The sequence below is a fragment of the Cypionkella psychrotolerans genome, assembly GCF_001294535.1.
Taxonomy (GTDB): Bacteria; Pseudomonadota; Alphaproteobacteria; order Rhodobacterales; family Rhodobacteraceae; genus Cypionkella; species Cypionkella psychrotolerans.
Genome location: NZ_LGIC01000010.1, coordinates 1 through 18031 on the forward strand (window position 1 = coordinate 1; position 18031 = coordinate 18031).

17 protein-coding genes are annotated in these 18031 nt (G+C 58.4%); 10 read left to right on the forward strand and 7 right to left on the reverse strand.

The window, feature by feature from the left end; translation table 11 throughout:
- Nucleotides 1–95 precede the first annotated feature (95 nt).
- From AKV04_RS02725 to AKV04_RS02760, 8 genes are all read left to right on the forward strand, one after another.
- Nucleotides 96–1285 (forward strand): IS3 family transposase gene (locus AKV04_RS02725; protein ID WP_156317321.1). Its coding sequence is split into 2 segments (ribosomal slippage): nucleotides 96–354 and nucleotides 354–1285, totalling 1191 coding nucleotides; the frame shifts between segments, so codons are not numbered across the junction.
- Between the two features lie 590 nt (nucleotides 1286–1875).
- Entirely contained in the window at nucleotides 1876–2601 is a 726-nt protein-coding gene (locus AKV04_RS02730; RefSeq protein WP_054004963.1) for a DUF899 family protein, read from the forward strand.
- Between the two features lie 182 nt (nucleotides 2602–2783).
- Nucleotides 2784–5072: an arginine/lysine/ornithine decarboxylase gene (locus AKV04_RS02735; RefSeq protein WP_054004964.1), complete on the forward strand. Its 2289-nt coding sequence runs from the start codon at nucleotides 2784–2786 to the stop codon at nucleotides 5070–5072.
- 667 nt (nucleotides 5073–5739) lie between these two features.
- On the forward strand, nucleotides 5740–6495 hold the full coding sequence (locus tag AKV04_RS02740; protein ID WP_054004965.1) for an amino acid ABC transporter substrate-binding protein: 756 nt from the start codon (nucleotides 5740–5742) through the stop codon (nucleotides 6493–6495).
- 4 nt (nucleotides 6496–6499) lie between these two features.
- On the forward strand, nucleotides 6500–7174 hold the full coding sequence (locus AKV04_RS02745) for an amino acid ABC transporter permease (RefSeq protein ID WP_054004966.1): 675 nt from the start codon (nucleotides 6500–6502) through the stop codon (nucleotides 7172–7174).
- Entirely contained in the window at nucleotides 7171–7902 is a 732-nt protein-coding gene (locus AKV04_RS02750; RefSeq protein ID WP_054004967.1) for an amino acid ABC transporter ATP-binding protein, read from the forward strand. Before AKV04_RS02745 ends, AKV04_RS02750 begins: the two co-directional genes overlap by 4 nt.
- Nucleotides 7903–8209: 307 nt before the next feature.
- The gene (locus AKV04_RS02755) at nucleotides 8210–8755 is read left to right on the forward strand and encodes a YaeQ family protein (protein ID WP_054004968.1); all 546 of its coding nucleotides are present in this window, start codon (nucleotides 8210–8212) and stop codon (nucleotides 8753–8755) included.
- 77 nt (nucleotides 8756–8832) lie between these two features.
- Nucleotides 8833–9270, forward strand: a complete 438-nt coding sequence (locus AKV04_RS02760; protein WP_235815519.1) for a LysR substrate-binding domain-containing protein — start codon at nucleotides 8833–8835, stop codon at nucleotides 9268–9270.
- Between the two features lie 780 nt (nucleotides 9271–10050).
- On the opposite strand, the gene AKV04_RS02765 is transcribed toward AKV04_RS02760, so the two are convergent.
- The 6 genes from AKV04_RS02765 to AKV04_RS02790 are packed head-to-tail and all read right to left on the reverse strand — an operon-like array spanning nucleotide 10051 to nucleotide 14851.
- Nucleotides 10051–11187 carry a GTP cyclohydrolase II gene (locus AKV04_RS02765; RefSeq protein WP_202905553.1) on the reverse strand — a complete coding sequence of 379 codons (1137 nt, stop codon included), beginning with the start codon at nucleotides 11185–11187 and terminating at the stop codon, nucleotides 10051–10053.
- Entirely contained in the window at nucleotides 11184–11786 is a 603-nt protein-coding gene (locus tag AKV04_RS02770) for a CDP-alcohol phosphatidyltransferase family protein (protein ID WP_054004971.1), read from the reverse strand. Before AKV04_RS02770 ends, AKV04_RS02765 begins: the two co-directional genes overlap by 4 nt.
- The gene (locus AKV04_RS02775) at nucleotides 11783–12040 is read right to left on the reverse strand and encodes a Rieske (2Fe-2S) protein (protein ID WP_054004972.1); all 258 of its coding nucleotides are present in this window, start codon (nucleotides 12038–12040) and stop codon (nucleotides 11783–11785) included. The genes AKV04_RS02770 and AKV04_RS02775 overlap by 4 nt, the downstream gene beginning before the upstream one ends.
- Nucleotides 12041–12042: 2 nt before the next feature.
- Nucleotides 12043–13236 (reverse strand): iron-containing redox enzyme family protein, encoded by a 1194-nt coding sequence (locus AKV04_RS02780; RefSeq protein WP_202905554.1) that lies wholly within the window; start codon nucleotides 13234–13236, stop codon nucleotides 12043–12045.
- On the reverse strand, nucleotides 13233–13901 hold the full coding sequence (locus AKV04_RS02785) for a RibD family protein (protein ID WP_054004973.1): 669 nt from the start codon (nucleotides 13899–13901) through the stop codon (nucleotides 13233–13235). Before AKV04_RS02785 ends, AKV04_RS02780 begins: the two co-directional genes overlap by 4 nt.
- Nucleotides 13898–14851 carry a lysylphosphatidylglycerol synthase transmembrane domain-containing protein gene (locus AKV04_RS02790; protein ID WP_054004974.1) on the reverse strand — a complete coding sequence of 318 codons (954 nt, stop codon included), beginning with the start codon at nucleotides 14849–14851 and terminating at the stop codon, nucleotides 13898–13900. Before AKV04_RS02790 ends, AKV04_RS02785 begins: the two co-directional genes overlap by 4 nt.
- Before the next feature lie 382 nt (nucleotides 14852–15233).
- On the opposite strand from AKV04_RS02790, the gene AKV04_RS02795 reads away from it, so the two are divergent.
- Both AKV04_RS02795 and AKV04_RS02800 read left to right on the forward strand, forming a co-directional pair.
- Nucleotides 15234–16286: a sensor histidine kinase gene (locus AKV04_RS02795; RefSeq protein WP_054004975.1), complete on the forward strand. Its 1053-nt coding sequence runs from the start codon at nucleotides 15234–15236 to the stop codon at nucleotides 16284–16286.
- A gap of 72 nt (nucleotides 16287–16358) precedes the next feature.
- Nucleotides 16359–16739: a response regulator gene (locus AKV04_RS02800; RefSeq protein ID WP_054004976.1), complete on the forward strand. Its 381-nt coding sequence runs from the start codon at nucleotides 16359–16361 to the stop codon at nucleotides 16737–16739.
- A gap of 54 nt (nucleotides 16740–16793) precedes the next feature.
- On the opposite strand, the gene AKV04_RS02805 is transcribed toward AKV04_RS02800, so the two are convergent.
- On the reverse strand, nucleotides 16794–17939 hold the full coding sequence (locus AKV04_RS02805) for an extracellular catalytic domain type 1 short-chain-length polyhydroxyalkanoate depolymerase (RefSeq protein ID WP_082351494.1): 1146 nt from the start codon (nucleotides 17937–17939) through the stop codon (nucleotides 16794–16796).
- Between the last annotated feature and the right edge of the window lie 92 nt (nucleotides 17940–18031).

An 18031-nucleotide genomic window follows, 5' to 3' on the forward strand; every position in this document is an offset into this window, starting at 1 on the left:
CCTACCGCCACCTTGTGTGACGTTGACCCTGACGTTGCCCCCTGCGGCTAATCCAGTTTGAGATAGACTCTGGCCCAACCGAAAGGACCAGAGAGATGAAGCGCAGCAGGTTCACCGAGGATCAGATCATCGGCATTCTGAAAGAGCATGAGACCGGGATTTCTGTGGCCGACCTGTGCCGCAAGCACGGTGTCAGCGATGCGACCGTTTACAAATGGAAGGCCAAGTATGGCGGCATGGATGTCAGCGAGGCAAAGCGGCTGAAGGGCCTCGAAGACGAGAACGCCCGGCTGAAGCGGTTGCTGGCGGATGCCATGCTCGACAATGCGGCGCTGAAGGATCTCCTCGGAAAAAAATGGTAGCGCCCGCCGCGCAGCGGCAAGCGGTAGCACAACTTGTGGAGGGCCATGGGATGAGCGAGCGGCGGGCGTGTCGGGTGATCGGATGTTGCCGGATGACCATGCGGTATGAGGTGGTCCGTCAGGATGACGCGGTGCTACGGGAACGGCTGAATGAATTGGCCAAGGTCCGACGCCGGTTCGGCTACCGGCGCCTCCATGTGTTCCTGCGGCGCGAAGGCCACGAGGTCAATCACAAGCGCTTGTTTCGCATCTATCGCGAAGAAAGGCTCCAAGTGCGCCGTCGGGGTGGGCGCAAACGGGCGATCGGCACGCGCGCTCCGATGGCGCTGCCGTTTGCGCCGAACCAGCGGTGGTCATTGGATTTTGTGTCTGACCAGTTGACCGATGGACGCCGGTTCCGGATCATGACCGTTGTGGATGATTGCACGCGCGAATGTCTGGCGTTGGTTGCCGACACCTCACTCTCAGGCGCGCGTGTGGCGCGGGAACTGGCGACCCTCTTTGAGGCTCGCGGCAAGCCTGCAACGGTGGTCAGTGACAATGGCACCGAGTTCACCTCGAACGCGATCCTGATCTTCGCCGATGACCGAAAGATCCACTGGCACTACATCGCGCCTGGAAAGCCGACCCAGAATGCCTTCATCGAAAGCTTCAACGGTCGCCTGCGGGATGAGCTTCTGAACGAAACCCTCTTCCCGTCCCTGCATCATGCCCGTGTGACGCTGGCCGCCTGGCGCAACGACTACAATACCGAACGACCCCACTCGCGCCTCGGCTGGCAAACGCCCGCCGCCTTCGCCCTGACCTTCACCCCGCAACGGGATCTGACGCTCCGCAATTCGATCAGCTCCGCGCCAGCCCCCGTTGCCCACCCCGCCCAAAAGGGCCAAACTCAAACCCGGAGTCTCGCTCACGCTGGATAAAACTTGGGGGCAACGTCAGGCGCTCCGAAATCTGAACCGCAGATCGCCCGTCTCTAGATCGTGCTGTCCAGCTGCGCGGCAGCAAGCCCGAACCCTAGTCTGCCGTGTCTGCTTTGCGGGACAATGCTGCCATTCATTACTGCTGAATTGGAACATGCTTCAGTGCGGCCTGATCGGCCTGAAGGGCGGAAAGCCGTCTAACGGCAGTGCGGCAAAGCTACCGCAGAGACCTTGAAAAAGCAGCCATTCCTGCGAACCATGACGAGAAGCCCGCCGGAGCAACCGGGAGGGCGGCAAGCCGCCTGTTCACTCGGTTGGCTTTTCCCTGAACGGCGCGGCGGGTGCAATTTTGAAATTTGGCTTGAGCTTGGCTGCTTGCGCTGGTCTCCGCCGACGTGATGCCCTGATTCATTGCGATCAGGAACGCATGACTTTGAAAGGAGTTAGTGTCACGCGATCAAACGGTCAGATCTGTGTGGGCGAACGGCGCGGCCTTCCGTGGAAGGAACTGAAATTTAGCCGTCATCACCGGAATGGCTCGCACGTACTGATTTTCACAATGAGTCCCGTCCCCTGAAAGGAACAAACTCATGTCACTTAATCTCACGCTGTCACCTGCCGAAGAACTGGCGCGAAACAACGGTGTCCGCTTTCCCGGAGAAAGCCCGGAATACCGGCAGGCGCGTGACGCGCTGTTGGCCGAAGAGATTGAACTGCGCCGCCATATCGAACGGGTGGCTAAGCAACGGCGCAGTTTGCCTTCCGGTGGCATCGTGCCGCAGGATTACCAGTTCTTAGGCGAAGCCGGTCCGGTCAGCTTCGCGGACCTCTTTGGCGACAAGCAAACCCTTGCGATCTACAGCTGGATGTTCGGGCCGCAGCGCGCGCGTCCATGCCCGATGTGTTCCTCATTGCTGGCCGCTTGGGATGGCGAGGCGCTGGATGTGGACCAACGCATAAGTCTGGTGGTGACCGCGCGGTCACCGATCGAACGCCTTGTGGCCTTCAAGCAGGAACGCGGCTGGCAGCACCTTCGGCTATATTCTGACATCGCGGGAGACTTCACTCGCGATTACGTCAGCGCCGAGGACGAGGATGTTCCCGCATTCAACGTCTTCACGCGCGGTGACGGGACCATCCGGCATTTCTGGAGCGGTGAGATGGGCGGATCTACAGCCGACCCCGGGCAGGACCCGCGCGGCGCACCCGACCTGATGCCGCTGTGGAACATTCTTGATTGCACGCCGGAGGGCCGGGGCACGGATTGGTACCCGACCCTGACATACGACAGAGCGGCATCGGATACATTACGATGAACGGACGCTGTGACTGCGGCAAGGTCTCAATGACCTTAAAGGGGTTTGGCTCGGCAGGACTTGACTGCGAGCAGATCAACAGAAAGACATAAACTGCAAACTGGACGGTCCGCAACGAGAGCTGGGTCAGTCACGAAGCGCAATGTATTCCCATCCTGCGGACCTCCTGGAAGGAAAGTCGTATCAAGTTTCACTTCCCCATCGTTATCATTGACGAAGATTTCCGCTCTGAGAACTCGTCTGGCCTAGGTATTCGGGCGGTGGCGCAAGCCATTGAAAATGAAGGTTTCGAAGTGTTGGGGGCCACAAGTTACGGGGATCTTTCGCAATTTGCACAACAACAATCGAGGGCCAGCGCCTTCATTTTGTCCATTGACGACGAAGAATTCAGCCCCGGCCCAGATATTGATCCGGTCATCACCAACCTGCGCAGCTTTGTCGAGGAAGTGCGGCGCAAGAATGCCGATGTGCCGATCTATGTATACGGAGAGACCAAGACCAGCCGCCATCTGCCAAACGACATCCTTCGCGAATTGCATGGCTTCATCCACATGTTCGAGGACACGCCAGAATTTGTCGCCCGCCACATCATTCGCGAAGCCAAGATCTACCTCGAAGGCATCCAGCCGCCGTTCTTTAAGGCGCTGCTCGACTATGCCGAAGATGGTTCATATTCGTGGCACTGCCCGGGGCATTCGGGGGGCGTGGCCTTTCTGAAAAGCCCGATCGGACAAATGTATCATCAGTTCTACGGCGAAAACATGCTGCGGGCGGATGTGTGCAACTCGGTCGAGGAACTTGGCCAGCTACTGGACCACAACGGGGCCATCGGGGCCTCTGAACGCAACGCAGCGCGCATCTTCAACGCCGACCATTGCTTTTTTGTGACCAACGGAACGTCGACGTCCAACAAGATGGTCTGGCACCATACGGTGGCGCCGGGCGACGTGGTCGTGGTGGATCGCAACTGCCACAAATCCATTCTGCACAGCATCATTATGACGGGGGCGATCCCGGTCTTTCTCCGCCCGACCCGCAACCACTACGGCATCATCGGCCCGATCCCGCAAAGCGAATTCGAGATTGAGGCGATCAAGGCAAAGATCCGCTCCAATCCGCTCTTGGCCGGTGTTGATGCCGATGCGGTCAAGCCACGCATCCTGACGCTGACCCAGTCGACCTATGATGGCGTCCTTTACAACACCGAGACAATCAAGGGCCTCTTGGATGGCTATGTCGACAACCTGCACTTTGACGAGGCATGGCTGCCGCACGCGGGCTTTCACCCGTTCTACGGTACCTTCCACTCAATGGGACGCAACCGGGTGCGGCCGAAGGCAACCGTGACCTACGCCACCCAATCGATCCACAAACTGCTCGCCGGCATTAGCCAGGCCAGTCACGTTCTGGTGCAGGACAGCCAGAACACCAAACTTGACCGGCACCTGTTTAACGAAGCCTATCTGATGCACATCTCTACCAGCCCGCAATACAGCATCATCGCCAGCTGCGACGTGGCCGCGGCGATGATGGAGCCGCCGGGCGGCACGGCACTGGTCGAAGAAAGCATCATGGAGGCGCTCGACTTCCGCCGGACGATGCGCAAAGTTGACGAGGAATTTGGCAACGACTGGTGGTTTCAGGTCTGGGGCCCGGAAGCGTTGGAAGAGGAAGGCATCGGCCGCGCCAAGGACTGGGTGCTGCGCCGGACGGACGCCGAGGGCGTGCAAACGGCCACTGGCGACGAGTCTTGGCACGGCTTTGGTGACATGGCGCCCGGCTTCAACATGCTTGATCCGATCAAGGCAACGATCATCACGCCAGGCTTGAACATGAACGGCTGGTTCCAGGATTCCGGCATTCCGGCCTCCATCGTCACAAAATACCTTGCAGAACATGGGGTTGTCGTTGAGAAGACCGATCTTTACAGCTTCTTCATCATGTTCACCATCGGCATCACCAAAGGCCGTTGGAACACGCTTCTGACAGCACTTCAGCAGTTCAAGGATGACTACGATCGAAACCAGCCGATGTGGCGGACTATGCCAAAATTCTGCGCCAAGCATCCGCGCTATGAAAAGATGGGCCTGCACGATCTTTGCCAGCACGTCCGCAAGCTCTACGCCAAGTACGACGTGGCGATCCTGTCCACGGACATGTACCTCAGCGATCTGACGCCCGCGATGAAACCCAGCGACGCGTTTTCTCATATCGCGCGGCGGACCACGCAACGCGTGCCGATCGACGAGTTGGAGGGGCGCATCACCACCAGCCTCGTCACGCCCTATCCGCCGGGCATTCCACTGTTGATCCCTGGCGAGGTCTTCAACACCAAGATCGTGCAATACCTGAAGTTCAACCGCGAATTCGCACGCGAATGCCCGGGGTTCGAGACCGATATCCATGGGCTGGTGCAAGAGGTCGGGGAGGACAGTTCGGTGCAGTACTTCGCCGATTGCGTGGCAAACTAGGCCAAGATCGAAAGCATGAATCTCCGGAAGTCTCCAGGTGCAGCGCCAATACCGGGATTTCCCTTGGGCGCTCGCACATTTCCAGCAGACTTAGCCCTCGCCTCTGCGGATAGGCGCATAGTCGATTGATTCTTGCTGCGTCACAAATCGAGCGGCAGGTTCGAGGAATGCTGTCACGCAGCAAGGGGCGAGCTTGACCGGCAGCTATGGGCCGAACGTCGATTGGCCTATGCCAGACAGGAAACACTCATTGCTGCGCCGCCGAATGACGGCTTTGAGCCCGATTTCGACAGTGCCTTGGGCAACGCAATGGCGGACTTCGACCTGAGGCGCCGCATCAAGGTGAAAGGGCCGGAGAGCGATCGCGCGAGTTGTTCGTCGATGGCTGAACAATATGATTGGTTTCGTGAAAAGATCGCCTCATCGGTGAAAATGAGGTTTGGATTTGCCGGCTTTCAAACTCAGCGACATCAACGGGTAATGCAGAGCAAACCATTGTCCGCTGCGCACGAAACACTTGAGGAAAAAGACCTGATTTCACGCCAAATTACGGATGGCTATCCTGCAACATCCCACGGGCCGGGCTCTGCCGTGCTTGTTCCGCAATGCGTCTTGATCTCTACACCTGTCGCAAGCATCTTCTGTAGTCGAGATACAGGAGCGTCAGATGTTGAAATCTCTATCACTTGCCGCGTTGATGGCCGGAGCCGTTGTTCTCCCCGCCGCTGCAGAGACCATTCGTGTCGGTATGTCCGGCGGATACTTCCCCTTCACCTTTGTTCGGCAGGACAAGCTACAGGGCTTTGAGGTCGATCTGATGAATGCCCTTGCCGAAAGGACGGGCGATACGGTGGAATTTTCCACCATGTCATTCTCCGGTCTGATTGGCGCGCTGGAATCCGGCCGAATCGACACGATTGCCAACCAAATCACCATCACCCCCGAGCGCGCGGCGAAATTCGCCTTTAGTCAGCCCTATGTCTATGACGGCGCGCAAGTCGTGGTGAAGAAGGGCAACGAGACCGAAATCACGGGCGTCGAAAGCCTGAAGGGCCGTTCTGTGGGGGTTAACCTAGGATCCAACTTCGAGCAACTGCTGCGCGCACTGCCGTTTGCCAGCGAAATTAACATCCGCACCTACGAAAGTAATATCGAACAGGACACGGCGCTGGGTCGGATCGATGCATTCGTGATGGACCGTGTGTCCTCGGCGCAGGTCATCAAGGAAAGCCCGTTGCCGCTCGCCCTTGCCGGTCCCCCGTTCAGCGAAATTCAGAACGCCTTGCCCTTCCGCGACGATGCCGAGGGCCAGGCCCTGCGTGACAGGCTGGATGCGGCGCTGACCGAGATGAAAGCTGACGGCACGCTGAAGGCGATTTCTGAAAAATGGCTGGGTCTTGACGTGACCGCGCCGACAGGCTGACGCGATGCGGGCTCTCGACATCGACTACATGCTTGGGCTGGTGCCCGTCATTCTGGGCTACGTGCCGCTGACGATCGGTATGGCGCTTGCCGCGATGGTATGCGCTCTGCTGTTGGCTTGCCTGATGGCGGTGGAACGTGTGATGCGCGTTCCGGTGCTGGACCAGTTTGTGCAGCTTTTCATCAGCTTCTTTCGGGGAACGCCCCTGCTGGTGCAGTTGTTTCTGTTCTACTATGGCCTGCCGCAAATCCTGCCGGTTCTGTCCGGGATCAATGGCGTGACGGCGGCGATCATCGGGCTGACGCTGCATTTTTCCGCCTACATGGCCGAAAGCATCCGCGCCGCGATCCTTGGCGTTGATCGCAGTCAGTGGGAGGCTGCACAGGCCGTCGGCATGACGCAGGCGCAGTCGATGCGCCGGATCATACTGCCGCAGGCGGCCCGCGTGGCGGCACCAACCTTAGTGAATTACTTCATCGACATGATCAAAAGCACCTCGCTTGCCTTCACCCTTGGTGTGACCGAAATGATGGGGGCGACGCAGAAGGAGGCTGCTGGCAGCTTCTTGTATTTCGAGGCGTTCCTTGTCGTGGCCGTGCTGTATTGGGCCATCGTCGAAACCCTGTCCTTCCTGCAAAAGCAGCTGGAACGCCACCTGAACAAGGCTATCGCCCGATGATCAGCATTCGTGGACTGACCAAACGCTACGGGACAAACACCGTGCTGGACGGTATCGACCTTGACATCGCGGCGGGCGAGCGCGTGGCGATCATCGGCCCCTCTGGCACGGGCAAGTCGACCCTGCTGCGCTGTCTGAACTATCTTGACCGCCCCGACAGCGGTGTGATCCGTATCGGGGATCTGACGGTCGACGCCACAACAGCCACCTCTGCGCAAATTCTAGCGCTGCGCCGCCGAACGGCGTTCGTCTTTCAGAACTATGCGCTGTTCGCCAACAAGACTGCCCGCGACAACATCACCGAAGCCCTCATCACCGTTCAGCGCAAGCCCCGCGCTGAGGCCGAGGCGCGGGCCGACGCGATCTTGGGCGAGATCGGCCTTTCCGACAAGACCGCGAGCTACCCCGCCGCCCTGTCTGGCGGTCAACAACAGCGCATCGGCATCGGCCGCGCCATGGCGCTGGACGCGGCCCTGATGTTGCTGGACGAACCCACATCGGCGCTCGACCCCGAATGGGTGGGCGAGGTGTTGGACCTGATGCGCCGCGTTGCCGAGCGGCGGCAGACGATGCTGATCGTCACGCATGAGATGCAATTCGCGCGCGAAATTGCCGACCGGGTTATCTTCATGGACGGCGGGCGCATCGTGGAGCAAGGCACGCCTGCCCAAATCTTCGACGCGCCGCAAGACATGCGCACGGCAAACTTCTTGCGGCGTGTCAGATAGATTGATCGTTCTGACGCCACAAGGTTGCGGGTAGCCAGGGCTGGCCCCGTTGATCTCAGGCCTGCGCCACGACCAGGGCGCCTCAAGGAGAGCGATCGATGGGCAATCCGGGCTACCCCAGTTATATTGCCCCGCTTCAAACGCCGCGATGAGGGTGTTGGCCGAATACATAGCAAACGACCCAAACGGTGAGATTGGACATCTTGGCAGCTCCTGTTCGCCCCAAATGTCCCTGGCTTCGTTATCTGCTTTCACAAGGTCGCCAGACCCAGTAAGCATCCAAATCTTTGAAGTTTTAGGACAAATCATGGCGCAAAATGCCACCATTTACAAAGTCGAGCTTTCGGTCTCGGACATGGATCGCCACTATTATGAGACCCATAAGCTGACCGTGGCCAAGCATCCGTCGGAGACCGATGAACGGCTGATGGTGCGCATTGTCGCTTTTGCGCTCAATGCCCATGAGAAATTGGAAATGACGAAAGGCATTTCAACGGATGACGAGCCAGACATTTGGCAAAAAAGCCTGAGCGGCGAGCTTGACGTGTGGGTGGCCTTGGGGCTTCCCAGCGAGAAAGTGATGCGTCAGTCCTGTAGCAAGGCCGACCGGGTGATCGTTTATCCTTACGGCGGCAGAACGGCGGAAGTGTGGTGGGACAAGATCAAGGGCACCACCACGCGCTTTGAAAACCTGCAAGTGATCGGTTTTTCCGAGAAAGACACTGGCGAACTGGCCATGCTGGCAAGCCGCACGATGAAGCTTCAGATCAATGTTCAGGATGGCGATGTTATGGTCAGCGCCGGTGATCGCATCGTTTATGTTACCCCTTTAAAATGGAAGAGTGCTGCGTAATTCGAGGGTGCACGCTGCAAAGGCAGACTTAAGTTGCTCCGTTGTGTCCAATGGTCCTTGGCGCATTTGATGCCGCTTTGGACGACATCATCCGCATCCGCTATGGCACCGGCGCTTGGCAGCATGATCACAAGCTGCAACTCTTTGACGAACAGATCGCGCCCATCGCGTCGCCTGAACTCGCCCAAAGCGGAGGGCACTGGACGAAATGGCCGCGCATTGCCTGTTCCGGCCCACGCCCCGGCTGGACCGATTGGGCCACCCGCTTTGGCATCTCTACGACGCCGGTGCCCTATTTGCGGTTTGACACATTTCTATCCGCGCTCGGAGCTGCGCGCGCCGGTAGGGGAGTGCTCCTCGGGTCACTACCACTTTGTAAAGTGGATCTGGCCAGTGGGCGACTTGTCCGGCTTGGTGAGGAGGTACTACAGCATCACGAGAGCTATTGGGCCATTGCCGGGCCAGATGCGATCGCGAGAGCCCAATGGGATCAGTTTGTGGAGGCGCTTGCCTGACCATCTGCTGCATCGTCATTTTAGACCTGTCATGGTCCGATCGCCACTTAAGGAATTCTTAGGCAGAACATACTGCGTGATGAATGCTTGGCCGATCTGCTAGACCGTGCGTCAGGCTCCCGTGAACGTCAGAATTGGGCCGAGTCTTCCACTGCACCAGCGAAGGCTGTGGCATGCTGCTGTTTGGTCGAATGTCTGAGATGGGCTCGAAGCCGCCTTTCGGCGGCGCAGCAGAGGGGCAGCCCGGTCTGGCGCTGGCCCAGTCGACGCGGCCGGCCCTTAGCTGCCAGTCTAGCTCGATCCATGCTGCGGGGCAGCATTCCCAAATGCTGTCGCTCGACGTGTGCTGCAGCGAACGGAGGTGTCTGTTGTGCACAGCCCTTCGCGGCTGAGTTACGAGCGTAGCGGGCCGTAGTGCGACTTTGCCTAAGCTGACTTTCGGTCTCCGGGTGCGCTGCACCGCTGCATCCGGAAAGCTGTTGTTCAATCATGGTCCAGAAAGTGCCTCATCGCTATGGTCGAGCCGGCCCAGCAAGAGTGCCGTTTGGACCGATATGCCAGTTTGCGGTCATTCGTGAAGAAGCACTACTTTACAATAGAAATTTCAGATATCGCTCAGTACAGATGTCATTGGCTTCAAAAGCATATCTCGACTCCCCGGGGCGTATCACTTTCAACTCGTGGCCGGGCTCATCCACTTGAGCGGTCGTAGCACTAAAAGTCCGTGATCTTATTGGGATCTATTCCACTCCGAGAAACTTTGACGGCAGACCTGATCTGTCACAGCCGCCCACTAAAATAGCCAGAGGCGATCTTGGCGGTAATCTCCACCTGCGCGTTGATCGAGATGCGCTCAGCTGGGATTTCGATTTGGGTGTCAATCGTGATCCCAGCCGCCAACAATGCCGCACTTTTCAGGTTGCTCATCGACACCCATTTCCAAATGCGTCGCACCCCAAGCCAATGCAAAACATCGGGGAACAGGGCCTGCAGCCGCATGTCTTCGACGCCTGCAACCGCGCAGGTGTGCTGAAAGTAGGCGGCAGGAACGTCGCCTGCATTCGCACGCTTGCGGGCGTTGTAAACCAGCAGCTTCATGACCTCTCCCAAAGCCCGCCCCTCTTTGCGATTGTAGACCACGATCCCCAGCCCACCTGCCTGCGCGCCGCGGATGCATTCCTCGATGCCATGGATCAGATAGGGACGACAGGTGCAGATATCCGAGCCGAACACGTCCGATCCGTTGCATTCATCATGCACGCGGGCTGTCACGCGCGCATGGCTTTGTCCAAGCAACGCCGGATCGCCAAAGATGTAGACGCTCGATCCGCCAATGGGCGGCAAGAATAGCTTCAGATCGGGGCGCGTCATCAGTTCGGGATACATCCCGCCGGAATGATCGACGAGGGCCTGCCGCATGGCGCCCTCGTCAACCTTCAGACGGGCGGCAATACCCGGCAGATACCAGACCGGCTCGATGGCGATTTTTGTGACGCATATCTCATTGTTTTCAAGCAAAACTTTGCCATCAGACCTCAGTGCGCCTTGCTGTACGGCCTGCGCGATTTCAGCAATGGCAAGGTGACCGGTGGTGATGGCAATCGACGGACGCAGGTTGCGGCCTGCCGCGATATCCACGCGGAAATCCTGCGCTGTACGATGGCCCCAAGGATCAAAGGTGACAATCTTGGCCTTGTCCCGCCATTGCGGAAATGGCCCGATCGAAACGGCGGGTTGGGTGTCTTGATAGTCGGGTCGATGGTTCGGGCTAAGATCACCGGTTGCGACAGCCAAAGCGCGGTAGGTGGCATATGTGCCGGCGGGCACACCGATGGTGTTGCGGTCGGGCGCGGGCGAGGTGACTATCGGCCCACGCGACCATGCCGTTGCAGCCCCCCATTGGATCGGTGCGTTCATGACAAAGCTCCTTCTAACGGAGTGGTCGCAATGGCTTGCCATAGGTGGCGGGCATCGGGGTCGCGACCGCCGCGTGCCATGAACAGAATCTGTTCGATGCGGCTGGCGGCGATTACCAGTGCGGCGACAGGCACCAGCCATGTAGCCCCGGTCAGCGCCACTGCGGGCCAGAGCGCAAACAGCACCAGTGCCCCGAGCCGTGCCGAGTGAAAGTGAAACATGATGACGCGTCCGGTCATCGCCCAAGACACCGCAAGATAAGCAATGGGTGCGATGAACAGTACTGCGAGCGCGAGGGAATAATCTGCGTAAAGGCTCGGCAAAGCCAGCCACAAAAAGACAGCGATGGAGAGCGAGAATACATTGTCGATCACCGAATCCAGCACGGCGCCAAACTCAGAACAGCGTCCGGATCGCCGTGCCAGCCAGCCATCCAGCCCATCCGTCGCCACTGCCAGCACATAAAGCGCCAAGGCCGCCGTATTCATGTGGCGCATTAGCAAGACCACAATCGGCGGGATCAAGACGCCGCGCAGCAAGGACACCAAGTTTGCGGTTTTGAACGCGCCGCCTTCATCCAGCAGATAGGTCACGCTCATGGCCGGTTTTCCTCAATGATCAAACGCAGGGTGGTGGGGCGGGCGATCAACCGATCGGCAGAATAGGCATTGCCGTGCATCGGACAGACCACGGCATCGCTGTCGTTGACGTAGCCAAACTTCAACGGACCGCCGCGATGCGGGCAAAGGTTGTACACCAGATACAGCGCTCCCTGATGCGACAGCAGAAAATAGTCGCGGCCATCGCGAGTGATGGGGGGCAAGTCGCGGCCGATCCATGTATGCGCTGCCATGGCTACACCTCGCGCCCGATGGACCCGGCCGGAAAGCTGGCAAAGGCGGCAGCCGAGATTTGACCAATGCCACCGACCTGAAGTCTGGTCGAACCCGCGGCACTATCAGGCGTAACGCACCGCCCCGTCGCGTTGACTGCGGCCAAGCCATAGCTGGCCTCGCCCGCCTGCACCGCAGCATCAAAGGCTTGGCTCACCGCCAGCAGATGCCGATCTGCGACACCAAAGGCGGCGCGGGTCAGTTCTGCGCCCAAGATGATCTCTTGCCCAACATCCTCGCCAAAGCGGGCGACCAGCGGCTTGACCACCTCATTCACCACCATATCCGAGTGATGAATGTCGATATGGGCATGTTCGCCGAAATAGGTGGCATCCACGGTCGGATGGTATTTGCGCAGATGGCGGTAGTGATCGCCAGTCGAGCGCTGATAGCTGGTTTCGGCATAAAGCAGGAAACCGATCTGGCGGAAGAAGTTGCGCGGGCTTTGAAACAGCGAATGGATAACATTGTGCAGCGCAAGCGCAGGAGTGTCGAACAGCGGCCAATAGCCGTTGTACTGTTCAGACAAGCCAAATCCGCGCAAGGTTTTGCGGTACAGCACGCTGTGTTTTTTGTCATGCACGCCGTAGCCAAATTCGTCGATCAGAATGCGGAACAGCGCCGATTGCGGCGGGCCGTATTCCCCAATCACCCCCAAAGCCGAGGCAGAGGCTTCCGCCAGCAGGTCAGTGGACGACTGAATCAAGAAGTTCCGATAGAGATGCTCGCGCTCGTCAATTCCATCCAGCCACAGCAGGAAATCGCTAGGCGGGGCGGATTGTATGCCGCCCAACATATCGTCGATGTAATCGGCGCAGGTCTGGATCGTCACCTCCGCAGCAACTCGCTCGGCCATCGGTCCGATCAAAGCGGTCTCTAGCGCGCTGCGGTGCTGATCCAGCCGCAGCATGGAGGCCGGGTCGTAGTGACGGCGCATCTGATCCACCACCGAGCCGTTTGCGACATCCGGCAGCAACACAAACCGCCCCTGATAGCTGCGCATCAACGCTTGATGCTGCACATGCTCCATCAGTTGCAGTGAGTGGCTGTCTGCGAGGCTCGGGTCGTCAATCCGCAGATCGTAAACTGCAGGTGGCGCGTCACCCGTCCGCTCACGCAAGTCCGCACCAAGGATCAAAAGCTCATCGCGTGTCATTCGGGTGTTCCTTTCAGCGGCTCGTAAATTGAAACGCCGATCCCCCCGATCAGCCGCCAATCGACAACCTGCCAGCGCGACAGCGCCATCCCAAGGCTACCTGCGTAAGCCGCGAGATAGGTTGGAGCATCCACGGCCCCACTGATCACCGGAATATGTTTGATGACAATGCGGTTCACCAAACCTGCCGCGAACAACCCGTGCAAAAGGCGGCTGCCGCCTTCCACCATCAGACTGCCAACGCCCCGCGCAGACAGCCGCTTGGCAACCTCCTTCAGATCCACGACAGTCTCACCGCAGTCCATCAGGCTTACGCCGAGATGGGCTGTTAGGCGATCACGCACGGCATGCGGCAGGGTCTGCGGCACGGCGAACAGTGTCGGAAGGCCATCACTCAGAATATGGCTGCCCGCAGGAATATTGCCGTCATTCGTGGGAATTACCCGCAGAGGGTTGCGGCCTATCACATGGCGGACGGTCAGTTCGGGATTATCAGCGCGAACAGTGCCTGCCCCCACCATGATGGCATCATGCGCCGCGCGTTCGCCGTGAAACCATTGGCGCAACTCGGCTCCGTAGAAGTCGAACAGGGCCTTGCTGGACAGACCGTGGCCCAGTGTCATACAGCCATCAATCGTCAATTCAGAAAACGTGGTGATTTTCATGACGCTTGCTCCGGTTGGTCGCGTCGGGCGAACGCCAGGGCAACCAGCACCAAGCTGGCCAGAAGGAACGGCAAAACGGTGCGCATGGCGCGATACATAACCAGCGCCGTGGTGACCGCGGATTGATCAACCCCCTGCATACCCAGCAGAATTCTACCTTCAAAGGCCCCGACTCCGGCAGGAATATGGCTTAGGACGCCTGCGCCCACCGCCACCACAAACAGTACAAAGAACGACGCGACATCGCTTGCCCCCTCGGCAGGCAAAAAGACATAAAGCACTGCAGCAGATCCGGTCAGATCCACCAATGCCGCACCACATTGCGCCAGCGTGACACGCCGTTTCAGTAAGGTAAACCTTTGGCCAACCAGCATGATATGCCTGCCATCGGCCTGCCATATCATCAGCCTGGCAACGCCCAGCAGCAGCGCGACGCCCAATCTTCCGCCGTGCGATGTCAGTCCGGCGCGCATGGTGATTTCGGGGTCCAATAGCAAAACCGCTCCAATAATTGCCGCAGCCGTGACCCAGAACGCAACCCACGAGGACAGCACAACAGTCATCAATGCCCCGATGCCCGCCACGGTGTCGCGGTAGAACACATTTCGCACCATCGCGCCCGTGAGCCACGGAAAACCGATGAAATTCGTCACGCCGTAGGCTACGGCCCCTGCCGCCGCTGCCCGACGGTTTGAGATGCCAGACAACCGCAGATGACGGACCGCAATCACATCGTAGGCAACCAGTCCGCAAAAGCTGAATCCGGTTGCCAAAGCTGCCGCAATCAAGCTTTCGGCGGAAAGGTCACCCACAGATGCTAGGATATCGCTCCATTGAACTTGTCTAAGCAGCCAAAACGCCAACGTCATGACGGCTGCGGTGACTGTCGCGTACAGGACGTATTTATGCGCCGAGGTTTGCTTAAACAGTGGCGATGAGATGCTGAACATTCGCCATCCATAATATGCGAGATCGTCGTGCCATCTGACATCGACATACAGTTGAACGCACGGCTCGCAGGATGGTTCCGAAGCAATGCCCTCGGTACTTTCGAAGTGGACGCTCACTGCCTATAGGTCGGATAGGACCAGTGTTTTCGGCACAGCCATCGCTGTTGTGCAATCACTCGGAACCGCTCATGCGTGGGCGCGCGTGATGGTCCAGGTCTGGATGCGCGATTCAACTCTCCAGCCATTTATTCAATTTAGAGTGGTGCCGACCCCGACAAACATGCTATATTGCCTTAGATCGTTGCCTCACCACCTCGGGGTTAAACGCGGTCCTGCCGAGTGATGGCTCGCTTCGCGAGTTTTCGGCCCATGGGGGCCAATTATGCCAACTAAATCTACAGTGTATGTCGAAGCGCCAAGCACGCTTGCAGTGGTGGTCTTCTCCAACGAGCCACTGCTGTTCCTTTCGGCAGATCTTAAGATCATCGCCGCCAGCATTTCGTTTTGCAGAGCCTTTGACATTGCCCCCGCGACAATTGTTGGCAGACACCTTAGCGCGCTTGGGGATGGCGAATGGGCGATACCCAAGCTGACCTCGTTGCTGAATGCAACGGCCTCGGGCAGCGCAAGGATTGAAGCATATGAACTTGATCTAAAGCGACCCAATCAAAAAACACGGCAACTGGTTGTCAACGCGCAGATCTTAGACGACGGCGAGAAGGATCATATCCGGTTGCTAGTGGCGGTTACAGACGTGACCGACGCGCGCGCTGCCGCCCGGCTGAAAGATGATTTGCTGAACGAAAAGGCGATTTTGATTCAAGAAGTGCAGCACCGCGTTGCCAATAGTCTTCAGATCATCGCCAGCGTTCTGATGCAAAGCGCGCGCCGGGTGCAATCCGACGAAGCGCGCGGCCATCTTCAAAACGCCCATCATCGCGTGATGTCGATTGCGGCAGTGCAAAAGCAGCTTTCCACGTCAAAGGGCGGTAAAGTGCCGCTAAAAGCTTACCTGACCCTACTGTGTGAAAGCCTTGGCGCATCGATGATCGCGGATGAAGACCGCCTCTCCATCGCCGTGGATGTCGACGACAGCTCGGTCGAAGCCGATGTTTCGGTCAGCTTGGGGCTGATCGTCACGGAACTGGTGATCAATGCGCTGAAGCACGCTTTCCCCGATCAACCAAAGGGAAAAATCACGGTCAGCTACCGGTCTTCAGACTGTGACTGGACACTGATAATCGCCGACGATGGCATTGGTATGCCAGTCGGTCGGGCAGCACCCAAACCGGGCTTGGGCACTGGCATTGTCGAGGCGCTGACCAAAAACCTTCAAGGCGAACTCGAAGTCAGCAGTGCTGAACCCGGCACCATCGTGACCATCAGGCATCAGGCGGACGCGCAAGACCAAGCCGCCGTTCCAACGGCTGCATAGGAACCAAAATGCCGCCGAAGCGCTGTAATCGCGGGGATCGCAGAAATCCCGTTTCATATAAACGAGCAATACATGAAGAACGGTAGAGCAGTCGTACTGGTGGTGGATGACAGCGCGCTTATTCGGATGGGAGCAGTCGATCTTGTGCAATCCGCAGGCTATGAGTCGCTAGAGGCACAAGATGCCGATGAAGCAATCCGCATCCTGGAATCGAGAGACGACATTGATCTGGTGTTCACCGACGTTCAGATGCCGGGCACGATGGACGGGATCAAACTCGCGCATTACATCCGTAACAGATGGCCGCCCGTGAAGCTTATCGTTGCATCGGGGCAGGCCATTCTTGACGAAAGCAGTCTGCCCCTAGGCAGCCGTTACTTCGCTAAACCCTACACCGATCACGCAATAACCGACGCAATGGCCCGCCTGCTTGCGAAAGACAGTGCCGCCTAATCCCTTCAGTGGATTGCAGAGCAGGGCGCGGACGTCCGCATCCAAAATCCCACCTCACGCGGATTTCGCCAGAAAAAACCGGAGCATCTGTGCTGAGGCATCAGGGCCTTTGGCGTCAGTATAAGATCCCGCCGCACGGCCCCCTGACCAAGCATGACCCGCGCCTTCGATCAACCAGAATTCTAGCAGAACAGTGCCATCAGGTGCAGTAAATTCGCTGCGGCTATAATTGCGCCCGCGCACTGCGCGTTTGATGACTTTTGCTGGTTTTGTATCGTCACCTACAGCTGCCGCGACGATCATCGACGCATTGGACGGATGCACAGTGCTGTCGGCATCGCCCTGAAAAATAATCCGCCGTACGGGCTCTGAGGGCGGAGCAGCAGGGGCCACATTGCCAGAGGTGCCGCCGTTGCGCATCGCCAACATGGCCGAAAGCATATCGCGGGCAGCGCCTCGGGCCAGCCCGGAATGCACCCCGGCTGCCGAAAAGATATCCGGGTAGACATCTGCCAAAGTGGCCGCCATCGCGCCACCTGCGGACAATCCAGCCACGAAGACCGCATCGCGACCAAGGCCAAAGTCTTTCATCAGCTTGCGCGTCAGCGATGCCAGAATAGCGGGCTCACCCGCGCCGCGTATCTGGTCGTCTGGCCTGAACCAATTCCAGCAGGATGCCGCATTGTGGCTGCCAGTTTGCGCCGGATAGGCGACGGCGAGGCCGTGTTTCTCGGCCTGCGCGTTCATGTGGGTGCCAGCTGCGAAATCGTCCGGGGTCTGTGTGCAACCATGCAGCATAAGGATCAGGCCACGGGGTCGTTTTGGTTGGCTGGCGGGCAAGTACAGTTTGTAGCCGCGCGATCCTGCGGCGGAGCGATGCGTGCGGCTAAGATACTGCGCGCCTTTTGGAATACTGGGTGCAGTCATCCGTGCTTTTGAGCGATCCACCGCCGCCGGCATCAAGGCCCCCGGCATCAGGGATTGCACAGCGCGCAACTGCTTCATCACTGTGCCAAGCGATTGCCCTACTTTATGCGCCACCTTGCGTGGCTTGGTGGTCTTTGGCTTCGTTGGCGCGGCTAGTGAAGCCAGCATCAATCCTGCCATCATTTTCTGAACTGGGCGGCCTGCTTTGCTCAGCTTGGCAGGTCGCATAAGCCGATTTGCCCGGCGCAATGCCGATGCGAAGATGCGTGTCATCGTCATTTCCTTAAAATCTGGCCGCCGTGACGGATCGAAAGCAATACGCAAACGCGGATCACATCCCGCCACGGATTAGATGGGGATCATCA

Coding starts and splice junctions, on each gene's coding strand:
- AKV04_RS02780 (WP_202905554.1), bottom strand. CDS start 13,236: ATGACACGCGATGAGCTTTTGATCCTTGGTGCGGACTTGCGTGAGCGG.
- AKV04_RS02740 (WP_054004965.1), top strand. CDS start 5,740: ATGTTGAAATCTCTATCACTTGCCGCGTTGATGGCCGGAGCCGTTGTT.
- AKV04_RS02755 (WP_054004968.1), top strand. CDS start 8,210: ATGGCGCAAAATGCCACCATTTACAAAGTCGAGCTTTCGGTCTCGGAC.
- AKV04_RS02790 (WP_054004974.1), bottom strand. CDS start 14,851: ATGTTCAGCATCTCATCGCCACTGTTTAAGCAAACCTCGGCGCATAAA.
- AKV04_RS02770 (WP_054004971.1), bottom strand. CDS start 11,786: ATGAGCGTGACCTATCTGCTGGATGAAGGCGGCGCGTTCAAAACCGCA.
- AKV04_RS02805 (WP_082351494.1), bottom strand. CDS start 17,939: ATGACACGCATCTTCGCATCGGCATTGCGCCGGGCAAATCGGCTTATG.
- AKV04_RS02765 (WP_202905553.1), bottom strand. CDS start 11,187: ATGAACGCACCGATCCAATGGGGGGCTGCAACGGCATGGTCGCGTGGG.
- AKV04_RS02800 (WP_054004976.1), top strand. CDS start 16,359: ATGAAGAACGGTAGAGCAGTCGTACTGGTGGTGGATGACAGCGCGCTT.
- AKV04_RS02730 (WP_054004963.1), top strand. CDS start 1,876: ATGTCACTTAATCTCACGCTGTCACCTGCCGAAGAACTGGCGCGAAAC.
- AKV04_RS02745 (WP_054004966.1), top strand. CDS start 6,500: ATGCGGGCTCTCGACATCGACTACATGCTTGGGCTGGTGCCCGTCATT.
- AKV04_RS02775 (WP_054004972.1), bottom strand. CDS start 12,040: ATGGCAGCGCATACATGGATCGGCCGCGACTTGCCCCCCATCACTCGC.
- AKV04_RS02795 (WP_054004975.1), top strand. CDS start 15,234: ATGCCAACTAAATCTACAGTGTATGTCGAAGCGCCAAGCACGCTTGCA.
- AKV04_RS02750 (WP_054004967.1), top strand. CDS start 7,171: ATGATCAGCATTCGTGGACTGACCAAACGCTACGGGACAAACACCGTG.
- AKV04_RS02785 (WP_054004973.1), bottom strand. CDS start 13,901: ATGAAAATCACCACGTTTTCTGAATTGACGATTGATGGCTGTATGACA.